At 49.1% G+C, this 20,616-nt stretch carries 17 protein-coding genes, 2 tRNA genes, 2 rRNA genes and 1 other RNA gene; 1 reads left to right on the top strand and 21 read right to left on the bottom strand.

Annotated features, from left to right (window positions below; all coding sequences use genetic code 11):
- Positions 1-21 precede the first annotated feature (21 nt).
- The 19 genes from PaeBR_RS00645 to rpoE all read right to left on the bottom strand — a co-directional run bounded on the left by PaeBR_RS00645 (position 22) and on the right by rpoE (position 16,786).
- Positions 22-97 (bottom strand) — tRNA-Ala (locus tag PaeBR_RS00645).
- 23 nt (positions 98-120) lie between these two features.
- Positions 121-197 (bottom strand) — tRNA-Ile (locus PaeBR_RS00640).
- A gap of 42 nt (positions 198-239) precedes the next feature.
- Positions 240-356: ribosomal RNA gene (rrf, locus tag PaeBR_RS00635) — 5S ribosomal RNA — on the bottom strand.
- 124 nt (positions 357-480) lie between these two features.
- Positions 481-2,038 (bottom strand): 16S ribosomal RNA (locus tag PaeBR_RS00630).
- A 300-nt stretch (positions 2,039-2,338) separates the two neighbouring features.
- The gene (locus PaeBR_RS00625; RefSeq protein WP_410515027.1) at positions 2,339-2,587 is read right to left on the bottom strand and encodes a pro-sigmaK processing inhibitor BofA family protein; all 249 of its coding nucleotides are present in this window, start codon (positions 2,585-2,587) and stop codon (positions 2,339-2,341) included.
- Between the two features lie 52 nt (positions 2,588-2,639).
- Positions 2,640-2,891, bottom strand: coding sequence for a hypothetical protein (locus PaeBR_RS00620; RefSeq protein WP_410513031.1), 252 nt, complete (start codon positions 2,889-2,891; stop codon positions 2,640-2,642).
- Between the two features lie 136 nt (positions 2,892-3,027).
- Positions 3,028-3,627, bottom strand: a complete 600-nt coding sequence (recR, locus tag PaeBR_RS00615; protein ID WP_410513030.1) for a recombination mediator RecR — start codon at positions 3,625-3,627, stop codon at positions 3,028-3,030.
- A gap of 42 nt (positions 3,628-3,669) precedes the next feature.
- Entirely contained in the window at positions 3,670-3,981 is a 312-nt protein-coding gene (locus tag PaeBR_RS00610) for a YbaB/EbfC family nucleoid-associated protein (protein WP_410513029.1), read from the bottom strand.
- A 50-nt stretch (positions 3,982-4,031) separates the two neighbouring features.
- Entirely contained in the window at positions 4,032-5,798 is a 1,767-nt protein-coding gene (gene dnaX, locus PaeBR_RS00605; RefSeq protein ID WP_410513028.1) for a DNA polymerase III subunit gamma/tau, read from the bottom strand.
- 134 nt (positions 5,799-5,932) lie between these two features.
- Positions 5,933-6,201, bottom strand: an RNA gene (gene ffs, locus PaeBR_RS00600) — signal recognition particle sRNA large type.
- A gap of 117 nt (positions 6,202-6,318) precedes the next feature.
- The gene (gene rpmE / locus PaeBR_RS00595) at positions 6,319-6,516 is read right to left on the bottom strand and encodes a 50S ribosomal protein L31 (RefSeq protein WP_410513027.1); all 198 of its coding nucleotides are present in this window, start codon (positions 6,514-6,516) and stop codon (positions 6,319-6,321) included.
- 119 nt (positions 6,517-6,635) lie between these two features.
- Complete coding sequence (locus PaeBR_RS00590) at positions 6,636-7,913, bottom strand: radical SAM protein (protein WP_410513026.1); 1,278 nt, start codon at positions 7,911-7,913, stop codon at positions 6,636-6,638.
- Between the two features lie 20 nt (positions 7,914-7,933).
- A complete protein-coding gene (rho, locus tag PaeBR_RS00585; protein ID WP_410513025.1) occupies positions 7,934-9,286 on the bottom strand; it encodes a transcription termination factor Rho in 1,353 nt (450 codons plus the stop codon).
- Positions 9,287-9,448: 162 nt separating this feature from the next.
- Positions 9,449-10,702, bottom strand: a complete 1,254-nt coding sequence (locus PaeBR_RS00580; RefSeq protein WP_410513024.1) for a UDP-N-acetylglucosamine 1-carboxyvinyltransferase — start codon at positions 10,700-10,702, stop codon at positions 9,449-9,451.
- Between the two features lie 259 nt (positions 10,703-10,961).
- Positions 10,962-11,816: a class II fructose-1,6-bisphosphate aldolase gene (gene fba, locus PaeBR_RS00575; RefSeq protein ID WP_410513023.1), complete on the bottom strand. Its 855-nt coding sequence runs from the start codon at positions 11,814-11,816 to the stop codon at positions 10,962-10,964.
- 185 nt (positions 11,817-12,001) lie between these two features.
- Positions 12,002-12,388 (bottom strand): response regulator, encoded by a 387-nt coding sequence (locus tag PaeBR_RS00570; RefSeq protein ID WP_410513022.1) that lies wholly within the window; start codon positions 12,386-12,388, stop codon positions 12,002-12,004.
- 386 nt (positions 12,389-12,774) lie between these two features.
- Positions 12,775-14,097, bottom strand: a complete 1,323-nt coding sequence (locus PaeBR_RS00565; RefSeq protein WP_410511435.1) for an IS4 family transposase — start codon at positions 14,095-14,097, stop codon at positions 12,775-12,777.
- 205 nt (positions 14,098-14,302) lie between these two features.
- Complete coding sequence (locus tag PaeBR_RS00560) at positions 14,303-15,910, bottom strand: CTP synthase (RefSeq protein WP_410513021.1); 1,608 nt, start codon at positions 15,908-15,910, stop codon at positions 14,303-14,305.
- Between the two features lie 315 nt (positions 15,911-16,225).
- Positions 16,226-16,786: a DNA-directed RNA polymerase subunit delta gene (rpoE, locus tag PaeBR_RS00555; RefSeq protein WP_410513020.1), complete on the bottom strand. Its 561-nt coding sequence runs from the start codon at positions 16,784-16,786 to the stop codon at positions 16,226-16,228.
- Between the two features lie 359 nt (positions 16,787-17,145).
- Here rpoE and PaeBR_RS00550 point away from each other — a divergent pair, with 359 nt between their 5' ends.
- The gene (locus PaeBR_RS00550; RefSeq protein WP_410513019.1) at positions 17,146-18,330 is read left to right on the top strand and encodes a S8 family peptidase; all 1,185 of its coding nucleotides are present in this window, start codon (positions 17,146-17,148) and stop codon (positions 18,328-18,330) included.
- Positions 18,331-18,405: 75 nt separating this feature from the next.
- On the opposite strand, the gene argS is transcribed toward PaeBR_RS00550, so the two are convergent.
- Both argS and PaeBR_RS00540 read right to left on the bottom strand, forming a co-directional pair.
- Complete coding sequence (argS, locus tag PaeBR_RS00545) at positions 18,406-20,091, bottom strand: arginine--tRNA ligase (protein ID WP_410513018.1); 1,686 nt, start codon at positions 20,089-20,091, stop codon at positions 18,406-18,408.
- Entirely contained in the window at positions 20,088-20,531 is a 444-nt protein-coding gene (locus PaeBR_RS00540; protein WP_410513017.1) for a DUF1934 domain-containing protein, read from the bottom strand. Before PaeBR_RS00540 ends, argS begins: the two co-directional genes overlap by 4 nt.
- Positions 20,532-20,616: the final 85 nt, after the last annotated feature.

The following is a 20,616-nucleotide window of genomic DNA, read 5'->3' as shown; positions in this document are numbered from 1 at the left end:
GAAGATATAATAATGAAGTTTTGGTGGAGCCAAGCGGGATCGAACCGCTGACCTCCTGCTTGCAAGGCAGGCGCTCTCCCAGCTGAGCTATGGCCCCATAATAGGATATAAAGTTATGAATGGTGGGCCTTAGTGGACTCGAACCACCGACCTCACCCTTATCAGGGGTGCGCTCTAACCAGCTGAGCTAAAGGCCCTTATTCAATCAGTGCATCTTATGAAGTAACCCATAAGGGTGCGCTTGGCAACGTCCTACTCTCCCAGGACCCTTCGGTCCAAGTACCATCGGCGCTGGAGGTCTTAACGGTCGTGTTCGGGATGGGTACGTGTGGAACCCCTCCGCTATCGCCACCAAACGCATACGAAAGAGACTTGCTCTTTCAAAACTGAACACGAGTGAGTGTTCGAACCCAAAGGTTCTTATAGAAGCCTGCGCTTCCAGATTTGAATGTCACCATTGCAGGTGACGATTCTCCATAGAAAGGAGGTGATCCAGCCGCACCTTCCGATACGGCTACCTTGTTACGACTTCACCCCAATCATCTACCCCACCTTCGGCGGCTGGCTCCCTTGCGGGTTACCCCACCGACTTCGGGTGTTGTAAACTCTCGTGGTGTGACGGGCGGTGTGTACAAGACCCGGGAACGTATTCACCGCGGCATGCTGATCCGCGATTACTAGCAATTCCGACTTCATGCAGGCGAGTTGCAGCCTGCAATCCGAACTGAGACCGGCTTTGCTGGGATTGGCTCCACCTCGCGGTTTCGCTTCCCGTTGTACCGGCCATTGTAGTACGTGTGTAGCCCAGGTCATAAGGGGCATGATGATTTGACGTCATCCCCACCTTCCTCCGGTTTGTCACCGGCAGTCACTCTAGAGTGCCCAGCCTTACCTGCTGGCAACTAAAGTTAAGGGTTGCGCTCGTTGCGGGACTTAACCCAACATCTCACGACACGAGCTGACGACAACCATGCACCACCTGTCTTGGGTGCTCCGAAGAGGGACACTATCTCTAGTGTTTTCACCCAGATGTCAAGACCTGGTAAGGTTCTTCGCGTTGCTTCGAATTAAACCACATACTCCACTGCTTGTGCGGGTCCCCGTCAATTCCTTTGAGTTTCAGTCTTGCGACCGTACTCCCCAGGCGGAGTGCTTACTGTGTTAACTTCGGCACCAAGGGTATCGAAACCCCTAACACCTAGCACTCATCGTTTACGGCGTGGACTACCAGGGTATCTAATCCTGTTTGCTCCCCACGCTTTCGCGCCTCAGCGTCAGTTACAGCCCAGAAAGTCGCCTTCGCCACTGGTGTTCCTCCACATATCTACGCATTTCACCGCTACACGTGGAATTCCACTTTCCTCTTCTGTACTCAAGCCACCCAGTTTCCAGTGCGACCTCAGGTTGAGCCCAAGGTTTAAACACCAGACTTAAATAGCCGCCTGCGCGCGCTTTACGCCCAATAATTCCGGACAACGCTTGCCCCCTACGTATTACCGCGGCTGCTGGCACGTAGTTAGCCGGGGCTTTCTTCTCAGGTACCGTCACTCTCATAGCAGTTACTCTATGAGACGTTCTTCCCTGGCAACAGAGCTTTACGATCCGAAAACCTTCATCACTCACGCGGCATTGCTCCGTCAGGCTTTCGCCCATTGCGGAAGATTCCCTACTGCTGCCTCCCGTAGGAGTCTGGGCCGTGTCTCAGTCCCAGTGTGGCCGTTCACCCTCTCAGGTCGGCTACGCATCGTCGCCTTGGTGAGCCGTTACCTCACCAACTAGCTAATGCGCCGCAGGCCCATCCCTCAGTGACAGATTGCTCCGTCTTTCATCCTTCCTTCAGGAGAAGAAAGGAATTATCCGGTATTAGCTACCGTTTCCGGTAGTTATCCCAGGCTAAGGGGCAGGTTGCCTACGTGTTACTCACCCGTCCGCCGCTAAATCCTATTGAAAGCAAGCTCCCAATAAAACTCCGCTCGACTTGCATGTATTAGGCATGCCGCCAGCGTTCGTCCTGAGCCAGGATCAAACTCTCCAAATTGGTATTTAGAAAGAGCGATTGCTCATTTTGAAACATCTGACGAGAATTTACATTCTCATTTTTTGATTTTACTTTCGTAAAATCCCACTCACTCGTTGTTCAGTTTTCAAAGATCAATGTCTCCATTGTCGCATGTAATGTCTCAGCAGCGACCTTTATAATATATCACAGCACCTTTGTTTTAGTCAAGCGTTTTTTTATTTTAACTTTTCGCTTTACCATTCTGGCAAGTTATCCGAGAATATCTTGTCCAAAGGGCCGAAACTTAATGTATCACATATTACAAACTCGCGTCAACCACTAAAACAATGTTATTTTTAATCCCAGCAGCATAACGACCCCAGGGAGCCCAAGAAGTGTTACCGTGCCAATAGTAACCGGGTTCAATGGAATGTATACCCCGCTAACCAATCCTGAGAAATTGACTAAGTACAAACCTACAGCTGCTAAAACGAGGTGGGTACCAAAAAGGGTTATCCAGCCCCATCCCAATCTTTTTCTAATTACGATAAATATAAGAAGTATTGCTGATACAATCAGTACACCCATAGCCGCTGCCTTCAACTATTTCCCCTCCCTTTTCCTAATTGCCATCCCCTGCCTACAATTGACTGCTGTCCAAACCCAACGATTTGGCATACTTCAAGTGAATCTGATATTTGCGTTCCGCCGCCTCCAGGATATAAATGGCATAATCAATCTGGTCCTGTCCCCGCGCTTCATCGAACATTAAATAAGCATTTTCCCATTCTGATTGGGCTTTGCGCACCTCCAAAAATGCACTCCATTTATCATTGCCCTCGTGCCTTTGGGCTTCACGGCGATCCCGGCGCTTGTAATTGAACCAACTCATATCCAGTTCCCCCTTCAGAATGATTTCAACGATTCTTGCATCGTTTATTCTCATTCATATCGGGACAGGGACAAACTTAGAACCAAAAAAAGAAGCCCGAACCCGGGCTCCTTCATATAGATGGCTCTATTTTCATTCAAAAAAGCTCGCGACGGCCTTCCAACGCCTTTGATAGTGTAACCTCATCCGCATATTCAAGATCGCCCCCCACGGGCAACCCGTGAGCTATTCTGGTGATTTTAATTTCAAAGGGACGAACAAGGCGGGAAATGTACATCGCTGTAGCCTCACCCTCAATGTTGGGATTGGTGGCCATTATAAGTTCTTTTACTCTCTCATCACTAAGACGGGTCAATAGCTCCTTTAGACGGATATCGTCAGGTCCAATACCCTCCATGGGCGAAATAGCGCCTTGAAGAACATGATAATACCCGCCAAACTCCTTGGTCCGCTCTATGGCTACAAGATCTTTGGAATCCTGTACTACGCATATAACCGCAGGATCACGGGTTTTGTCCTGACAAATGCGGCAAGGATCCGTATCGGTAATATTACAGCAGACCGAGCAGTAGTGGAGATTACGCTTAACACTGACGAGCGCCTTGGCAAAATCAATAACCTCATCTTCTTTCATGTTCAGTACATGAAAAGCCAGCCGGGCCGCTGTCTTCGGACCGATCCCCGGCAAACGCGTAAAGGCATCGATGAGCTTGGCGAGCGGTTCGGGATAATACACGGTGGCGGTTCTCCTTTGGATATAACTTTAGTAAGTGGCGGATTAGAATAAGCCGGGGATTTTCATTCCGCCGGTAAATTTGCCCATGTCGCTGTTAGCAAGCTCTTCCGCTTGGGCCAGTGCATCATTTACAGCTGTAATGACTAAATCCTGCAGCATTTCTACATCTTCCGGATCAACAGCCTCCGGCTTGATTTGAATGGAGAGCAGTTTTTTATGACCATTCACTTGAACAGTAACCACGCCGCCGCCGGAAGACCCTTCTATTATCTTGCTTCCCAATTCCTCTTGGGCCTTGAGCATTTGCTCCTGCATTTTTTTGACCTGTTTCATCATTTGGTTCATATTGTTCATACATCATCTCTCCTTTGGAATACGCATTTCGCGTGATCGTATATTTTGTATTACTCTTTTATAACAACAAGGTCTTCCCCAAAAAGCTGGATCGCCTCATCAATCCAAGGTTCTGACACTCCCGCCGCAGCTTCATGTTCATGCTCCAGCCGCAGTTCTTCCTTACCCGGCTGCCCAGCGGACTTCAGCGCGGCCTCATTCCAATCCCGCATCATTATGGTCACAAGCCGGTACGGCCTGCCCAGGCGGGCAGCCAGCACGCCTTCGATTACTTGTCTATTGAGGGGCTTTTCTGTAGTATCGCGGTGGATGGTATTCTTGAAGGCAACAAGTACCGCATCCTCCATAACAGACACAGGTTCCCCATCGACAAACCACGCGTGAACAGTCACCTTCTCTTCTTTTACAGCCTGAAGCACAAAGCTCCATTGCTTATAAACCGCTGCAAAATCAAGGCTATCCTTACCGGCGATGAATTTGTCCATTTGCGGCGGAATCTTCCCGGGTGCAGAAACACGGGGTGCCGGATTTTGGCCTACGGATGGTTTCGGAGAAACCGCCCCTTCGCGCCCTCCCCCGGAAATCCCCCCAGACTGCAGGGCCTGTTCCAGCTTCTTCTCCAGCGCAGCGATCTGTCTCTTGAGAATAACCAATTCACTCTGATCGACAGCTTGGATGCCCTCAACTACATTCATAGATACAGAAGAACCCGTCGAATTGTGGCTCTCACTCTGCTGTACGCTGCACAACTTCATGAGGGCTACCTCAAACAAGGTTTGCGGATGAGTCGCATACTTCATTTCGCCAAGATAACGGTTCAGCGTATCAACGATTTCGAAAAGCCGCTCCCGCGAGAAAGCAGAGGCCATATCCCGGAACTCTGCCGGATTCAAGACCCGGTCTGTCAATTGCTCTGCGCCCGGAACCATCTTGATCATGAGTAAATCGCGGAAATAATAGAGCAGATTCTCCAGACATTTGTCCGCACTTTTGCCTTCATGCATAAGCTGCTCGACCAATTCCAGAAGAAGCCCCATATTACCTTCCAGGATAGCCGTAGCCAGACGGGCAAACTGTTCTGCAGGTATTCCGCCCGTCATTCCGAGCACCTGCTGATAAGTTACATGACCATCGGTAAAGGACGAAATCTGATCCAATATACTTAATGCGTCACGCATACCGCCATCCGAGAGACGGGCAATATACTGCAGCGCATCAGCATCTGCTGCGATACCCTCTTTCTCGCAAATTTCCTTCAGCCAACCGTTCTGATCCTCAAGGGATACTCTGCGAAAATCAAAACGCTGGCAACGGGAAATAATCGTCGCCGGCAATTTGTGGGGCTCCGTTGTTGCCAGAATGAACATAACATGCGGAGGAGGCTCCTCCAGCGTCTTCAGAAGAGCATTGAATGCTTCAGTAGTCAGCATATGCACTTCATCGATAATATACACTTTACGGCGCACCTCGGTAGGCGCATATTTCACCTTATCACGCAGGTCACGAATTTCTTCCACGCCCCGGTTGGACGCTGCATCTATCTCCTGAACATCCATTACGTTACCCGCGGTAATCCGCACACAAGAAGGGCATTCATTACAAGGATCCGGACCCTGCGGCCGTTCACAATTAACCGCCTTGGCCAATACTTTTGCCGCGCTTGTCTTACCGGTTCCCCGCGGGCCGCTGAACAGGTAGGCATGCGAAACCCGCTGTTCACGAATGGCGTTCTGCAGCGTTTGGATAATGTGCTGTTGTCCTACCATGTCATTAAACGACTGTGGCCGCCAGGCACGATACAACGCGATATGTTCCACTATGCATTACCTTCTTTCAACTGCCGCTTTCCCGGCGTTTATCGCTTATTCATTATACTATAATCCCCAGGCTTTGACCAAAAACAAAAAAGCATCTTCGCTTGTCGCAAAGATGCATTCATTATCCATTTAAACCGTGCACCTGTTATTGATGGCTGCGATCCAAGCGGCAACCCTGCGCGACTGCTCGGACTAGGCAACCCTCCGGCACAAGAGTAAACTTACTTATGGCTGCTTCCTTCCGGACCTGACCAGGTTCATAAGCACTCATTGCGGAGGACCCAATCGTCAACACAGCACGCAGGGACCAAGGCCTCACATCGACAGCACCTCTAACAGGAATTCAACCTCGCTACAGCGGATTGCGAGTTACAGGGCACCGCTACCTCCCCGTCTAGCACGGCGAAGATAAGTATATCCCACACAGCAACAAAAATCAACCATGCCGCGCGATCCAAAAACCCCCAACTACGAAAGTCGGGGGTTTGTCTAATATTAAGCCGCATATCGGCTAACCGGATTAGATACCGTATTTCTTCTTGAATTTATCGACACGACCACCAGCATCCAGGAACTTCTGCTTGCCAGTGAAGAAAGGATGGCAGTTAGAGCAAATTTCGACGCGAAGCTCTTGTTTAACAGAGCCGGATTCGAATGTGTTGCCACACGCGCAGGTTACCTTAGTCAAGTTATACTTGGGTTGAATTGCTTCTTGCATTTGAATTTCACCTCTTTTGCCCTGAATCTCATGCGGATCCAGAGTTATATAAACACATATTCACATTCTATCACGAAATAAATGAATCGGCAATATGTTTCAATTGTACATGATTAAGCTCAAATGCGCACATTCCCCACCTTGACACGGGCCAATTCTGCAGGCGGAACATGTGTATAAGAGCCAATAACAACATCCGGTAATTCCTCGCGGAAAATATCTAGCATCGTCTTCATTCCCAGTATCTCGCCCAGGGCAGGTGGAATCAATTCCAAATAGCTCTCTGGGTCAATGTTAAGATTTCGCATTTGGATTAACCGGAGTCCGGTACGTTTGACGAATTCCACCATGGCCTCGATCTCTTCTTCCCGGTCCGTTACCCCTGGAAATACCAAGTAGTTAATCGAGGTATATACTCCCTGTGATGCTGCATACTTCAGGGATTTCTCAACATTAGCCAGCGTGTATCCGCGCGGCTTGTAATAGGCATTATAATGATCATCCAATGCACTGATCGTACTGACACGCATCAAATCAAGACCGGCATCCACGATTCCGCGGATATGGTCATTCAGCCCGGCATTCGTATTAATATTGATGTAACCCATATTTGTAATGGAGCGCACTTCTCGCATAGCTTCAATAATGATCTTGGCTTGGGTTGAGGGTTCGCCTTCGCAGCCTTGTCCAAAGCTGATAATCGCTTCAGGGGTTTTGAGATGCTCCAGCATAACCTGGACAAGCTCATCAACTCGCGGGCGGAAATCCATCCGCGTCTGCGGGGAGACAAAGCCGCTATCGTCCGGCTGATCGGAGATGCAGCCAAAGCAACCGGCATTACAGGAATGGGAGACAGGAACTGCACCTTCCCAGCGGCTCAGGAATGTATTGGAGGCAGTAAGACACTCATATCCAAGCGCACAATTAGAGAGATGCCCGTATAGACGGTTCTCCGGGTATTTAGCAGTAAGTTCGCTGACCCCTGCCTTGAGATCGTTGCTATCGCAATTTAGCGGATTCCATTTCTCAGGATCATCTGTAAGTGCGGCACCCACATAAAAACCGCCATCCTTCCAGACAACGGCAGAATATCCGAACAGCGGAAGCTTGTACGATTTATCCGTCTTCACATATCCAGGAAGACAAAGACGCGTAAAGCCCTGCGGCAACAGCGCACCGACAGCCTGTGAGCCTTCCGGCAAAGGCAGCATTTCTCCCGTTCCGGGGTTCATCCCTACCGCCCGTGTATTAGGGAGTCCGACAAGCGTAGCGCCTTCCGGCAGAGGAATTAACTCTTCCTCCAGCATTTCAACAATCATATCCCCGCTACGGGCCAAGCCGTACAGCTCAGGATGGTCAAAAACGTTTCCTTGCGCGTCGGCATATACCAAATACATGTTAGTCACCTCTTATTATTCTAGGTTGTAGGAACTGATGCAGTCTTTGTCCTTGTTGTCCGCCGGGCGGATGCGCCACTGTTGGAGGTGCCCCCGTTGCTGGCAGTGCCGCTAGCGGATTCTTTGACTCCTGCAGCATCAAAAGACGCCAAAAATTCGGCATTTGTCTTGGTGTCACGCAGCTTTTTGATGAAGCCCTCCACAAAATCGTAGGATTCATTCATATTTTTACGGATAGCCCAAATGGTATCCAGTTCTTCCTTACTGAGCAGTACCTCTTCACGGCGCGTACCCGAACGGCGGATATCGATGGCAGGGAAGATACGGCGTTCCGCCAGCTTGCGGTCCAAATGAAGCTCCATATTTCCGGTACCCTTAAATTCTTCATAAATAATATCATCCATACGCGAACCTGTATCAATCAGTGCAGTTGCCAGAATCGTCAGACTGCCGCCTTCCTCCACGTTCCGCGCCGATCCAAAAAACCGTTTTGGACGATGAAAAGCTGCCGGATCAATACCTCCGCTTAAAGTCCGCCCGGATGGCGGAACCACAAGGTTGTAGGCACGGGCAAGTCGGGTAATGCTGTCTAGCAGAATTACGACATCCTTTTTATGTTCTACCAATCGAAGTGCGCGCTGCAAGACCAGTTCGGCTACTTTGATATGGTTCTCAGGCAGCTCATCAAAGGTCGATGCAACTACTTCACCCTTTACGGAACGCTGCATATCCGTTACTTCCTCAGGACGTTCATCGATCAGCAGCACGAACAGTTCAATCTCAGGATTATTTATGGAGATACTATTGGCAATTTCTTTCAGCAGGAGCGTTTTTCCCGCTTTGGGAGGTGCTACAATCAAACCGCGCTGCCCCAGGCCTACAGGAGCAAGCAAATCCATTATTCGGGTAGATAAATGGGTAGGGGATGTTTCAAGCGGCAGTTTATCTTGCGGATAAAGAGGTGTAAGTGCCGGGAAATGAAGGCGTTCCGCTGCAGTAGCAGGATTCTCGCCATTTACGGCATTGACCTGAAGCAGTCCGAAATACCGCTCATTTTCTTTGGGTGTCCGGCATTTGCCGGATACAAGATCTCCGCTTCTGAGATCAAACTTGCGAATTTGAGAAGCTGAAATGTAAATATCCTCAGCGCTGGGCAAATAATTAATCGGCCTTAGAAATCCGTACCCTTCAGGCAAAACTTCCAGCACGCCTTCCATAAACATTAGACCGCTCTGCTCGGCCTGTGCCCTAAGGATCGCAAAGATCAGTTCCCGCTTCTTCATCTGGCCGTAGTAGGGAATCTGGTATTTCTTAGCCAGTTTATACAAATCGGTCAGCTTCATTTCTTCCAAGTCGGAAATTTGAAGATCCATATAATAACCACCTATTCAATTTTTATATAAGTTCATCTAGCAAGTCTGTACATAATACTACGAGTCTAGCAAAATCCTCATTAGGATAGGATTACCCGATTTGGAAGGAGATATGCAGTTGCCCAGCAAAAAACTCCTTCCAAACCTTTGGGTATTGATATATTATTCGTTCTCACGCCAAACTTCAGCGCCTAGCTGGCGGAGGTTGCTTACAAGATTATCATATCCACGGTCAATGAACTCCACACCCGTTACCTCGGTAATGCCTTCCTCAACGGTCAATCCTGCAATGACAAGGGCCGCACCGGCCCGTAAGTCAGCAGCTTTTACCTTGGCGGCATTAAGTTTACTGCCCTCAATAATCGCTGAACGGCCCTCGACACGGATCTTGGCGCCCATTCGCACTAATTCCGGCACATGTTTAAAACGGTTGCTGTAGACAAAATCACTTAGTACACTAACACCTTCCGCCTGAGTTAGCAAGCTTGTCATCGGAGATTGCAAGTCGGTGGCAAAACCGGGATAAATCAGTGCTTTTACATCAGCGTGTTCATATCTGGCCCGGCCGATTACACGAATGCTCTCATCCAGTTCCTCAATTCCCACACCCATCTCCAGCAGTTTTGCCGTTAATGCCTCCAAGTGCTTAGGAATAACATTATCTATAACCACGTTGCCACGCGTAGCCGCAGCAGCAATCATATATGTTCCAGCTTGAATCCGGTCAGGAATGATGGAATGACGGCAGCCGTGCATCTCCGTAACGCCTTCGATCCGGATGGTTTCTGTACCGGCACCTTTAATAACAGCGCCCATAGAGTTTAATAAGGTAGCTACATCTATAATCTCAGGCTCTTTAGCCGCATTTTCGATAATTGTAGAGCCTTTGGCCCGTGAAGCTGCCAGCATAATGTTAATAGTTGCTCCTACGCTGGATACGTCCAAATAAATCTTCGCACCGCGCAGTTCTTTGGCATACAGGTGAATAGAGCCATGTTCGTTGGTAACTGTAGCTCCCAGGGCCTCAAAGCCCTTAATGTGCTGGTCGATCGGACGGGGCTCGAAATTGCAGCCGCCGGGAAGACCTATGGTTGCTTCCTTAAATCTTCCCAGGAGCGCACCCATCATATAATAAGAAGCCCGGAGTTTCTTGACAGGGCCGTTTGGCATAGGGATGGATAAGATACGGGACGGGTCAATTCTCATCTGGCTGCCTGACCAGGATACACTTGCGCCAAGCTCTTCCAGGATCTCGGAGTAGACGGCTACATCGCTTAGGAACGGCAAATTATCCAGAACAACCTCAGATTCGGCTAAAATGGCCGCAGGAATAAGCGCAATAGCGCTATTCTTCGCTCCGCTGATCGTAACAACGCCCTGCAGTGGACGTCCACCGTCAATCATTAATTTTTCCATATATTATCTGGTTCCCCCTACGTGTATTGCAGCTGATCGACAATACGTGCTGTGGCTTTTTAGTGATGAAAATGGAAAGACACCGCCCTTTGCGGTGTGCTTTCCATTTCAAACTATTCAAATAGACAGAGTTAAAGGACATGTTCCAGTGTACACAGGCTGTTCTGTGTACATATCCTGTGCAGTATGTACACAAGGAAATATGAGTCTCGGTAAATCATACTGATTTATACAGTAGTTGATTCTTTAGAAAAAGCTGTTATGCTTTGTTGCTGGAACCAAACTCGCGAATTTTACCAATAACGGTTTGTTTGATCGCTTCGCGACCTGGTGCGATGAATACACGCGGGTCATAAGCATCCGGTTTTGCAGCAAGCACTTCGCGAACAACTTTTGCAAACACAATTTGGTTCTCAGTGTTTACGTTAATCTTGGAAGTACCCAGTGAGATTGATCTCTTGATATCGTCCTCAGGAATACCTGTGCCCCCGTGAAGAACCATTGGAATGTTAGTAGCGTCACGGATTTCTTCCATTTCTTTGAATCCGAGGTTAGGCTCGCCAAGGTAAGGCCCGTGTACGGAACCAAGTGCTGGAGCCAGTGTATCGATGCCTGTTTCTTTAACGATACGTATGCACTCATCCAGCTTGGCATACATGATGCCGCCGATAACGTCGTCTTCTTGTCCGCCAACAGTACCAACTTCGGCTTCAACAGAAACACCTTTGGAATGAGCATACTCAACGACTTTTTTAGTCATTTCGATGTTCTCATCAATTGGGTGGTGGGAACCGTCGATCATTACGGATGTGAATCCAGCGTCAATCGCGGCTTTACATTTCTCGAAGCTTGAACCATGGTCCAAGTGGATCGCTACAGGAACAGTGATATTCATGTCCTGGATAAGGCCTTCCACCATCTTAACAACCGTGTTGAAGCCGCCCATGTGGCGTGCTGCTCCTTCAGAAACTCCAAGGATTACCGGTGACTTCTCTTCTTCTGCGGCACCAAGAATCGCTTGTGTCCACTCCAGGTTGTTGATGTTGTATTGACCAACTGCATATTTTCCTTCAAGTGCTTTGTTTAACATGTCTGTCATAGATACTAATGGCATGGTTTCAATCCTCCTAAGAATGTTGGGTTACTTTTGTTTAAGCCGACATCACATACAGGCTTATTATAGCACAACATGTCTCAAATACTAAATAGGATAAGCAAAAAAATGTCCCGGTGGGACGATATTCACCCAGCCCCTGCCGCAATGAATGTATCCTATATCTATTCTTTATTACCTTGCCCTTAGCTGCACTGGTCCACCGACTTGGTGTTAAGATGCATATTAACTGCTACCCGCATTTCATCAATATCAAACGGCTTGGTAAAATGCATTAGCGCTCCCAGATTAGTCGCCTCTTTGATCATATCGAGTTCTCCGTAAGCGGTCATCATGATGACTTTAATGGCAGGGTCAATCTCCTTCAGATGCTTCAAAATCTCCAGCCCGTCCATTCCCGGAATCTTCATATCAAGCAAAACCAGATCCGGAGATTCGCTGCGTACAATTTCTAATGCCATTTTACCGTTAGCTGCTTGAAATGTGGTATATCCCTCGCTGTTGAACACTTCTATCAGAAGAATTCGGATCCCGTTCTGATCATCCACAATCAATACCTTCTTGTTTCTCATTACAACTAACCTCCTCAGAAATGTACAGCCATTTGATTGTTCCGCGCTTCCATAGCTGAATGCCCCCCTTGGCAATTCAATCCATATCAGACTATAATTCGTGATTTACAAGAAGATTCCTGCTATTAGGATAAATTGCACTAACCTATTGACAGCAGACCCGGGGACAGGTTGACCTATAGAGCGAGTTAAATCCAAAAAAAGAGCCCCCGGGCAGGCAATGTCATTAAGATAAGCTCAAAGATAAGACTGGGAATAAAAATGGAATCCGAAACGGCATGGGAAAAAGCCCTGTGCCGTTTGTTTTTTTGGTGCAAGCAAGAAAAAAGCGCACAGCAAACAAGCGGACGGAATATCCGCTTAAAAAAATGTTCATACGAAACGAATTATGCTACTCTGTAGACGAAGCTAACGACTGATTTCCAGCGGATTTTGCGCGTATTCTTCTGCCCTGGGCGAATGGGTCGAATCGGCAAAATGTTCTTGCGAATCAGTGCTTCTACATCGGGCGGGGGTTCATCGTCCCGTGAGCGCAGGAAATGTCTACAAACGTGAACGGCAACCGTGAAGTTGACTTGGTAGGGGTGCCGTTTATCCATTTGGGAAATGACGACGTGCGAGGTCATCATTTCAGCGAAATTGTACAGGATCATTCTTGCAAAAATCTCTTGGGTGATGGACTCTTGTCTCTTTGCGTGAAAATTCGTCAGGCCGACGGTGTATTTCAATGCCCGGAAAGAGGTTTCAATGCCCCATCGCATGTTATAAATGGACTTGATTTCATCGGGTGGGAAATCAGCGGCAGAAAGATTCGTAATGACGGTTTCATAAGCGCCACCCGGCAGGACGAAACGGACAACCCGAAAGGAAATCGGGTAAAACAAGTTCTCGTGCAAATCTAAAAAATCAAAGGTAGACGTGGAAGGGACGAACTTGTACATCTCAGGATGAGCCTTGACCTCTTTGGTTTGTTTTTTGGTGAGTGTCAGATGAACGTCCATATCAAACGCTCCGCCAGAGGGCAGATGCAAGCCCGAAAGAATGCCATTCGAATCCAAATCCTTAACCCGTATGACATAGCTCCACCCTTTGCGTTCCATATGCGCGAAATTGTTGTAACTTTCATAACCCCTATCGGCAGTAACAATGGTTTTGCCTTGAATGGGGGAACGGTCAACCATGGCAGCCAGCGCCCTTCCCTCGTTGCACAACCTCCGTGGCTGAATAATGGCATCCACGTAAAGTCTGTTGCATAAGTCATAGGCTGCATTCAAATGCAGAAGGTTGTAGCCTTTCGTGTTCGGTTGACTTTGGAAATAGGTATCCGTGTCCGCCCGGTCGGTTGCGATATGCAAATCCGAACCGTCAATGGCAAGTAATCGATACCCTCGGTAGTCCTTGATATCCGTATAGGATTGCGTAAATTCGTGAAACAAGAATTCCACAGCAGACGGCAGGATTTTATTCCTCTGTTGGACAAAAGCAGAAGTGGTTGCGGTGTTTACGTCATAGCCCTGCGATTCCAAGAGTTCCTTGTAAAGGCTGTTTCCTCCCATGGAAATCAGGAGTTGCATGACCGTTTCAAAGGGCAGCTTTTTCTTTCGGGTAAAATCTTTTTCAGGGTTTTTGACAAAAGGAGCGGGTGCGGCTGACATTTTTCGTATGAGGGATGTCAGCGTTTTTTTTAGCGAGATCGCGTACTCATCCATTGGCGTAACCTCCTCGTTTTTTCAAGGGGCTTCGCCACACATTTCCATCTGCTTGTCAAGTTCTTTTTTTAGTGCAAAAAAAAGAGCGGGCTATCTTTTCGATAACCTACTCTTTTTCTTGATTTTTGGCCTTGCGCCTTAACTTAATGACATTGCCCGGGCAGGAGGCTCTACAATACATCAAATTAGGAGGTTGTTCTTAACCTTAAAGCTGTTCCGAATGTGTCAGGGAAGCCTTAACAAATTCACGGAACAAAGGCTGTGGACGGTTCGGACGGGAAGTGAATTCCGGATGGAATTGTACGGAAAGGAACCAAGGATGGCCCGGAAGCTCAACAATTTCCACCAATCGCCCGTCCGGTGAAGTCCCGGAAATAACCAGACCCGCTTTTTCAATTTCATCACGGTATGCATTGTTAAACTCATAACGGTGACGGTGACGCTCGTAGACGAGCTCATCCGCATAGCAGGACATCGCCAAGGAATCAGGCAAAAGCTTGCAAGGATACAATCCGAGCCGCATTGTACCGCCCATATCCTCGATATCTTTCTGCTCCGGAAGCAGATCGATTACAGGATAAGCTGTTCCCGGGTCAATCTCGGAGCTGTTCGCGCCTTCCAGACCTACTATGGAACGGGCATATTCAATAACGGATACTTGCATACCCAGACAAATGCCGAAGAAAGGTATAGATTTCTCACGGGCATAGCGGATTGCCGAGATTTTACCTTCGATCCCCCGGTCTCCAAAGCCGCCTGGCACCAAAATACCTCCAACTCCGCGCAGCATCTCGTCAACGTTCTCATCGGTAATTTCTTCAGCATTTACCCAGCGAAGCTTAACTTCGGCATTAGAGGCAAATCCGGCATGGGATAATGATTCCACCACACTCAGATAGGCATCATGCAGAGCCACGTACTTTCCTACAATAGCAATCTCTACGGTACGCTCCAGCTTGGTAATCCGCTCCAGCATACTTTCCCATTCCCGCATATCCGGTGCCGGGGTCGTGAGCTTCAAATGATTGACAACAATCTCGTCCAATCCTTCGTCGCGCAGGTTCAGCGGAACCTCGTACAAGGTCGAGGCGTCGCGGCATTCCACTACAGCATTGGCATCAATGTCACAGAAAAGGGCAATCTTTGCCTTCATATCCGCAGACAGCTCGTGCTCGGTACGGCATACAATGACGTTAGGCTGAATACCGATGCTGCGTAGCTCTTTAACACTATGCTGGGTCGGTTTTGTTTTGACTTCACCCGCAGCCTTGATATAAGGAATCAAGGTTACGTGAATATACATCACATTCTCGCGCCCGATATCGCTTTTGATCTGGCGGATAGCTTCCAGAAAGGGAAGGCTCTCAATATCGCCCACGGTTCCGCCGATCTCCGTAATCACGACATCAGAACTGGTCTCCCGTCCTGCGCGGAATACGCGTTCTTTAATCTCATTGGTAATGTGCGGAATAACCTGGACGGTTCCGCCCAAATATTCACCGCGACGTTCTTTACTGATCACGGACGAATAGATTTTTCCCGTCGTCACGTTATTGCTTTTTGACAGATTAATGTCAATGAACCGTTCGTAGTGTCCAAGATCAAGGTCGGTCTCCGCACCATCGTCGGTTACGAACACTTCTCCATGCTGATAAGGACTCATCGTTCCCGGGTCTACATTGAGATACGGGTCAAATTTTTGAATCGTCACCTTTAGACCTCTGTTCTTCAGCAGCCTGCCCAAAGAAGCGGCAGTGATGCCTTTTCCAAGTGAAGACACAACGCCACCCGTTACAAAAATATACTTTGTCACTGTAAAACCCTCCTAATAAAGTCCAAAAATTCAGGCGACGTTTGATGTAATCGAAACCCGTTTCCCTATCGTCAAAACGGTGGAAATCAAAAGGTTACTTCCGCAGAAGATTTAGAGTGTTCGCCTTCCTCTGAATCGCAGAAAACCGCGGTTACTTGCCATCTAAAAAACAAAAAAGTGACACCCGTAGAACCGGGGCACTTTTTATTTTAGAAAAAAATTATTAACTTCATCAGAAGCCCATGCAATAGTTTACTCTGACGCTCTGGCCTCTGTCAAGGGCTGAATTATCCATAAGGAAGACTGCTCTAGAAATTAGTCGATCTCCTCTTCGTCGTCGGCATTCTCATCGGTGCCTTCGTCCGAATCCTCATCCTCGTCTCCATCTTCGCCAATGTCATCATCATCTATAACGACTTCTTCGTCAACTTCCTCTTCGCTGTCGTCGTCAGAATAGAGGTCGTCACGATCATCATCATCGATCACGTCGAAATCCTCTTCCTCAGCAGCGTAATTCTCCTCTTCCTCTGCAAAATCGTCATCTTCCAAATCATCATCTTCGTCGTTAATAATACGCGGACGTTTGGAATTCCCAACCGGATCGTCGGAGCGCTCCAGAGGATACCAGCGTTTCAATCCCCATAGGTTGGTGCCGACACAGGCAAAACGCCCGTCAATGTTAATCTCGGTATATAGCTGGGCGATAGTATCGTTAGTTTGTTCTTCGGTCATACCGCGCAGCTTGGCCACCTCGACCATCAAATCACGGTAGTAATACGGCGTATTAGCCGCCTTGAGCACCAGAAAAGCCAGATCCACCATCGGCATTTCTTTCAGTTTCTCCGGATCAAGCTTTAAATTGAGTGGCGTACTCACTAAAGGACACTTCCTCTCACGCAATGTTCACATTACTGCATTTTATTTCAATATATCCATTAACAAACCTAAGTAAAACCTATTTGGCAGCAAATTGCAAGTCAAAATGGTTATTATGTATTTCAACTAAAAAAGGCGGAGGAATTTCCTCCGCGCATGACTGTATCCACGCCAAGGATCGGCTCCTTACGGGATTTTACAAAGAGAGTATCCGTCTCTTCTGTTTATTTTATGTGTTCCGCTGTCTTTTGACACGATGGGGTGCCCATTTCCCAAAAAAAGGGCAAGTTCCCATTCGTCTACTCCGTTCTTTTCATACAATATGGCAGCACGGCACCAAGGAGGGGACGGCGAAAGAGATGGATTACTTCGGATTTTGGCATAGTCTTCTTGAAGAGATATCGGTCGCCCCCAAGCATGGAGAGCGGCGTATCCTTACCTTTCACGATGCCCGTGAATATGCCGCAGCTCTCTCGAAATGGAAATCGTTAAAAGCAAAACAGCCGCAGCTCCGGAAGGTACAGGTATCGCCGCTGATCCGGGCCTTCTTCGTACCTGCAGCCGGAGCAGAAAAGCTGATGCATAAATTTGCCGACACATTAAGCATTGAAGAAGATTTAAGAATGCAAATTCATTCACTGCCGGGGGAAAAGACCGGATCCCTTATGCCCTGGGGTGTGAAAGCGATTCATGCTCCGCAGGCATGGTCCAAATCAACAGGCGTTCATGTCAAGATAGGCGTAATTGACACCGGCGCTGATTACCGCCACCCGGATTTGCGGCATGCGCTTGGGTCCGGAATCAATCTGCTGCACCGGGGGATGCTGCCGCTGGATGACAATGGACACGGCACCCACATTGCAGGTACACTGGCTGCCGCCGGCAGCTCAAGGGGGATGATGGGCGTGGCTCCCCGTTCATTTCTTTATCCCGTCAAGGCGTTTGACCATACCGGCTCCGCCTACGTCTCTGACATTGTGCTGGGAATCGATTGGTGTGTTCAGAATAAGATCGACCTTATCAATATGAGCTTTGGGATGAAGACCCGGAGCAAGGCGCTGCACAATGTTGTACTCAAAGCCTATCACGCAGGCATTGCCATCATCGCCTCTTCCGGCAACGACGGCAAGAGAGGCGGCGACTACCCGGCCCGCTATTCGGAAACGATTGCCGTTGGCGCCATCGACAAAAAGCGGCAGGTTTCCGGTTTCAGCAATCGTGGTCCGTATATTGACGTATACGGACCCGGAGAGGGTGTGCCCTCCTGCTGGCTGAGGGAGGGCTACAAAGAGATGAGCGGCACCTCCATGGCAACCTCGCATGTCACGGGTGCCGCAGCTCTGCTGCTCGCCCTTAGGCCGGGGCTTACGCCACGGGAGCTGAAGCTTCTGCTGCGCCGAACCGCCTCCCCGGTACGCCTGCGAAAGGGGCAGCGCCGGGCTTCCCTTGGCGGTGGTGCCGCAGATGCGCTGCGCCTGCTGCGGGCAGGGGCGCGAAGCAAACGGCGGTCCGGAAAGCGTGAGGTGTCCGGATCGATCGGTTAAAGCTAAAAATCCGCCTCCCAGCTACCGGGGGGGCGGATTTATTATTGCTGAAATAAAATATACAATTACCAGGCACTACATCCGGTCAGGTGATGACACGCCAATAAGACGCAGCACATTGGCAATCGTTGTACGCGTTGCGCCAAGCAGGGCAAGACGGGCTACTGTCTGTGCACTATCCTCGGTGATTACGCGCTCTGCTTTGTAATAGCTGTGAAAGAGCGATGCCAGCTCGTACACATAACGGACCAGGCGATGCGGAGCATAACCTTCCGCCGCTATGGCGATTTCTGCTGGAAGCTCACCGATTTTGCGCAGCAAATCATATTCGTGGGCTGCAGTCAGCTTGGAATACTCAATCTCGGATAAATCAGGCAGTGCAATTCCCTGCTCCTCCGCCTGGCGGAATATGCTGCAAATACGCGCATGCGCGTATTGTACATAAAAGACAGGGTTCTCATTGGACGTCGAAATCGCCAGATCCATGTCGAAGTCCAGATGGGAGTCCATGCTTCGCATCGTAAAGAAATAACGGATAGCGTCAATGCCGACCTCTTCCATTAACTCCTCCATGGTCACCGCTTTACCTGTACGCTTGGACATTTTAACCTTCTCGCCGTCCTGAAACAGACTGACCATCTGGGCAATCAGCACAACCAGCTTGTCAGGATCGTTACCCAGAGCGGACATGGCTGCTTTCATCCGCGGAATGTAGCCGTGGTGATCGGCGCCCCAGATGTTTATCATCTTATCGTAGCCGCGGCCGTACTTGTCGCTATGATAAGCGATGTCCGGCGTGAGGTAGGTGTATGTGCCGTCATTCTTAATCAATACGCGGTCTTTATCGTCGCCGTATTTGGTCGTCTGCAGCCAAGTAGCACCTTCCTGCTCGTACACTTCTCCGCGCTGACGCAGCTCGTCCAACGAGTTCAAGACCTCTCCGGTCTCGTAAAGCGAGGTTTCGCTGAACCAGATATCGAAGGAAACGCGGAAGCGCCCCAGATCGCGCTTAATTTTGTCGAGTTCTTTCTCCAGTCCGTAGGTACGGAAAAATGCTGCGCGGTCTCCCGGAGTCATCGCCAGCAGCGCGTCGCCCTTTTCAGCTACGAGCTCTCTGGCAAAGCCTTTGATATCCTCTCCGTGGTAACCGTCTTCCGGCATTTCTGCCGGCTGGCCCAGCTCCTGCAAATAACGGGTCTCAATGGACTTGCACAAATTCGCGACCTGATTACCCGCATCATTAATATAATACTCACGGGTCACCTTGTAGCCGGCATACTCCAGAACGTTGCAGAGTGCATCGCCCACAGCCGCACCACGTGCATGTCCCAAATGCAGGCGGCCGGTAGGATTGGCGCTGACGAATTCCACTTCTACCTTATGTCCTGCGCCCACGTTAATACGGCCGTAATCTTCTCCCTGCTCGGCAACCAGGCCGATAACAGGGTACAAATAATGCTTGGACAAGGTAAAGTTAATGAAGCCCGGTCCGGCAATTTCTGCTTTTTCAATGGATGCCCGGCCGCAATCCAGACGCTCCACAATCGCCTCGGCGATCTGACGCGGATTACGCTTGGCAATCTTGGTTAACTGCATGGCGGCATTCGTAGCCAAATCACCATGAGCCTTATCTTTTGGCACCTCCAGCACGATCACCGGCAGTTCCTCACGTGTAACCAGGCCGGCAGCAACAACGGCATCGGCGATGGCCTCTTTCACCCGTTCATTAACAAGCTCTAACGGATTTTGAATCTGTGTCATGATTTTGGTTCCTCCTGTATATGCAAACTGATAGCGAACTGTCCCGACAATTCCTCGTATACGTACAGATCATATTCCCATGACACCTTCAGAGAGCGCCCGTCACGCAGGATATCCAGCTCCCGGGTTTCAGTGGATAGATTAAACTGTGTATACGGCGAGCGGTAGAATCCCGGCAAACGCTGTCCCGATTGAAAGGTCTGCTCGGATTGTACCCCTCCATGGCGGATAATCTTCAGCTCGCTGCCTGCAATCTTTATCGTCGTTCGGATAGAAGCGTCTTCTCCCTGAGGTCCCTGTCCGGGTTCTTCATACCGGATATACAGCTGTGATCCTCTGGCTATGACCTCTCCCGGGACGTTCAGGACATTTCGCTGTTCTTCCTGAAGACTCACCAGCGTAACGGACACGCTGTATTTATCGGACGGTAATTCGGGCATCATGCTTTCCTCATTCTATAAGCCTCTTCAGACCAAAGGCGTATTCGCTTTCCATTGTACTACTATATCCAGTTCAAGGGAGCAA

This window comes from Paenibacillus sp. BR2-3, assembly GCF_046529485.1.
Lineage (GTDB): Bacteria > Bacillota > Bacilli > Paenibacillales > Paenibacillaceae > Paenibacillus_AQ.
This window is presented reverse-complemented; position numbering and strand designations above follow the sequence as displayed.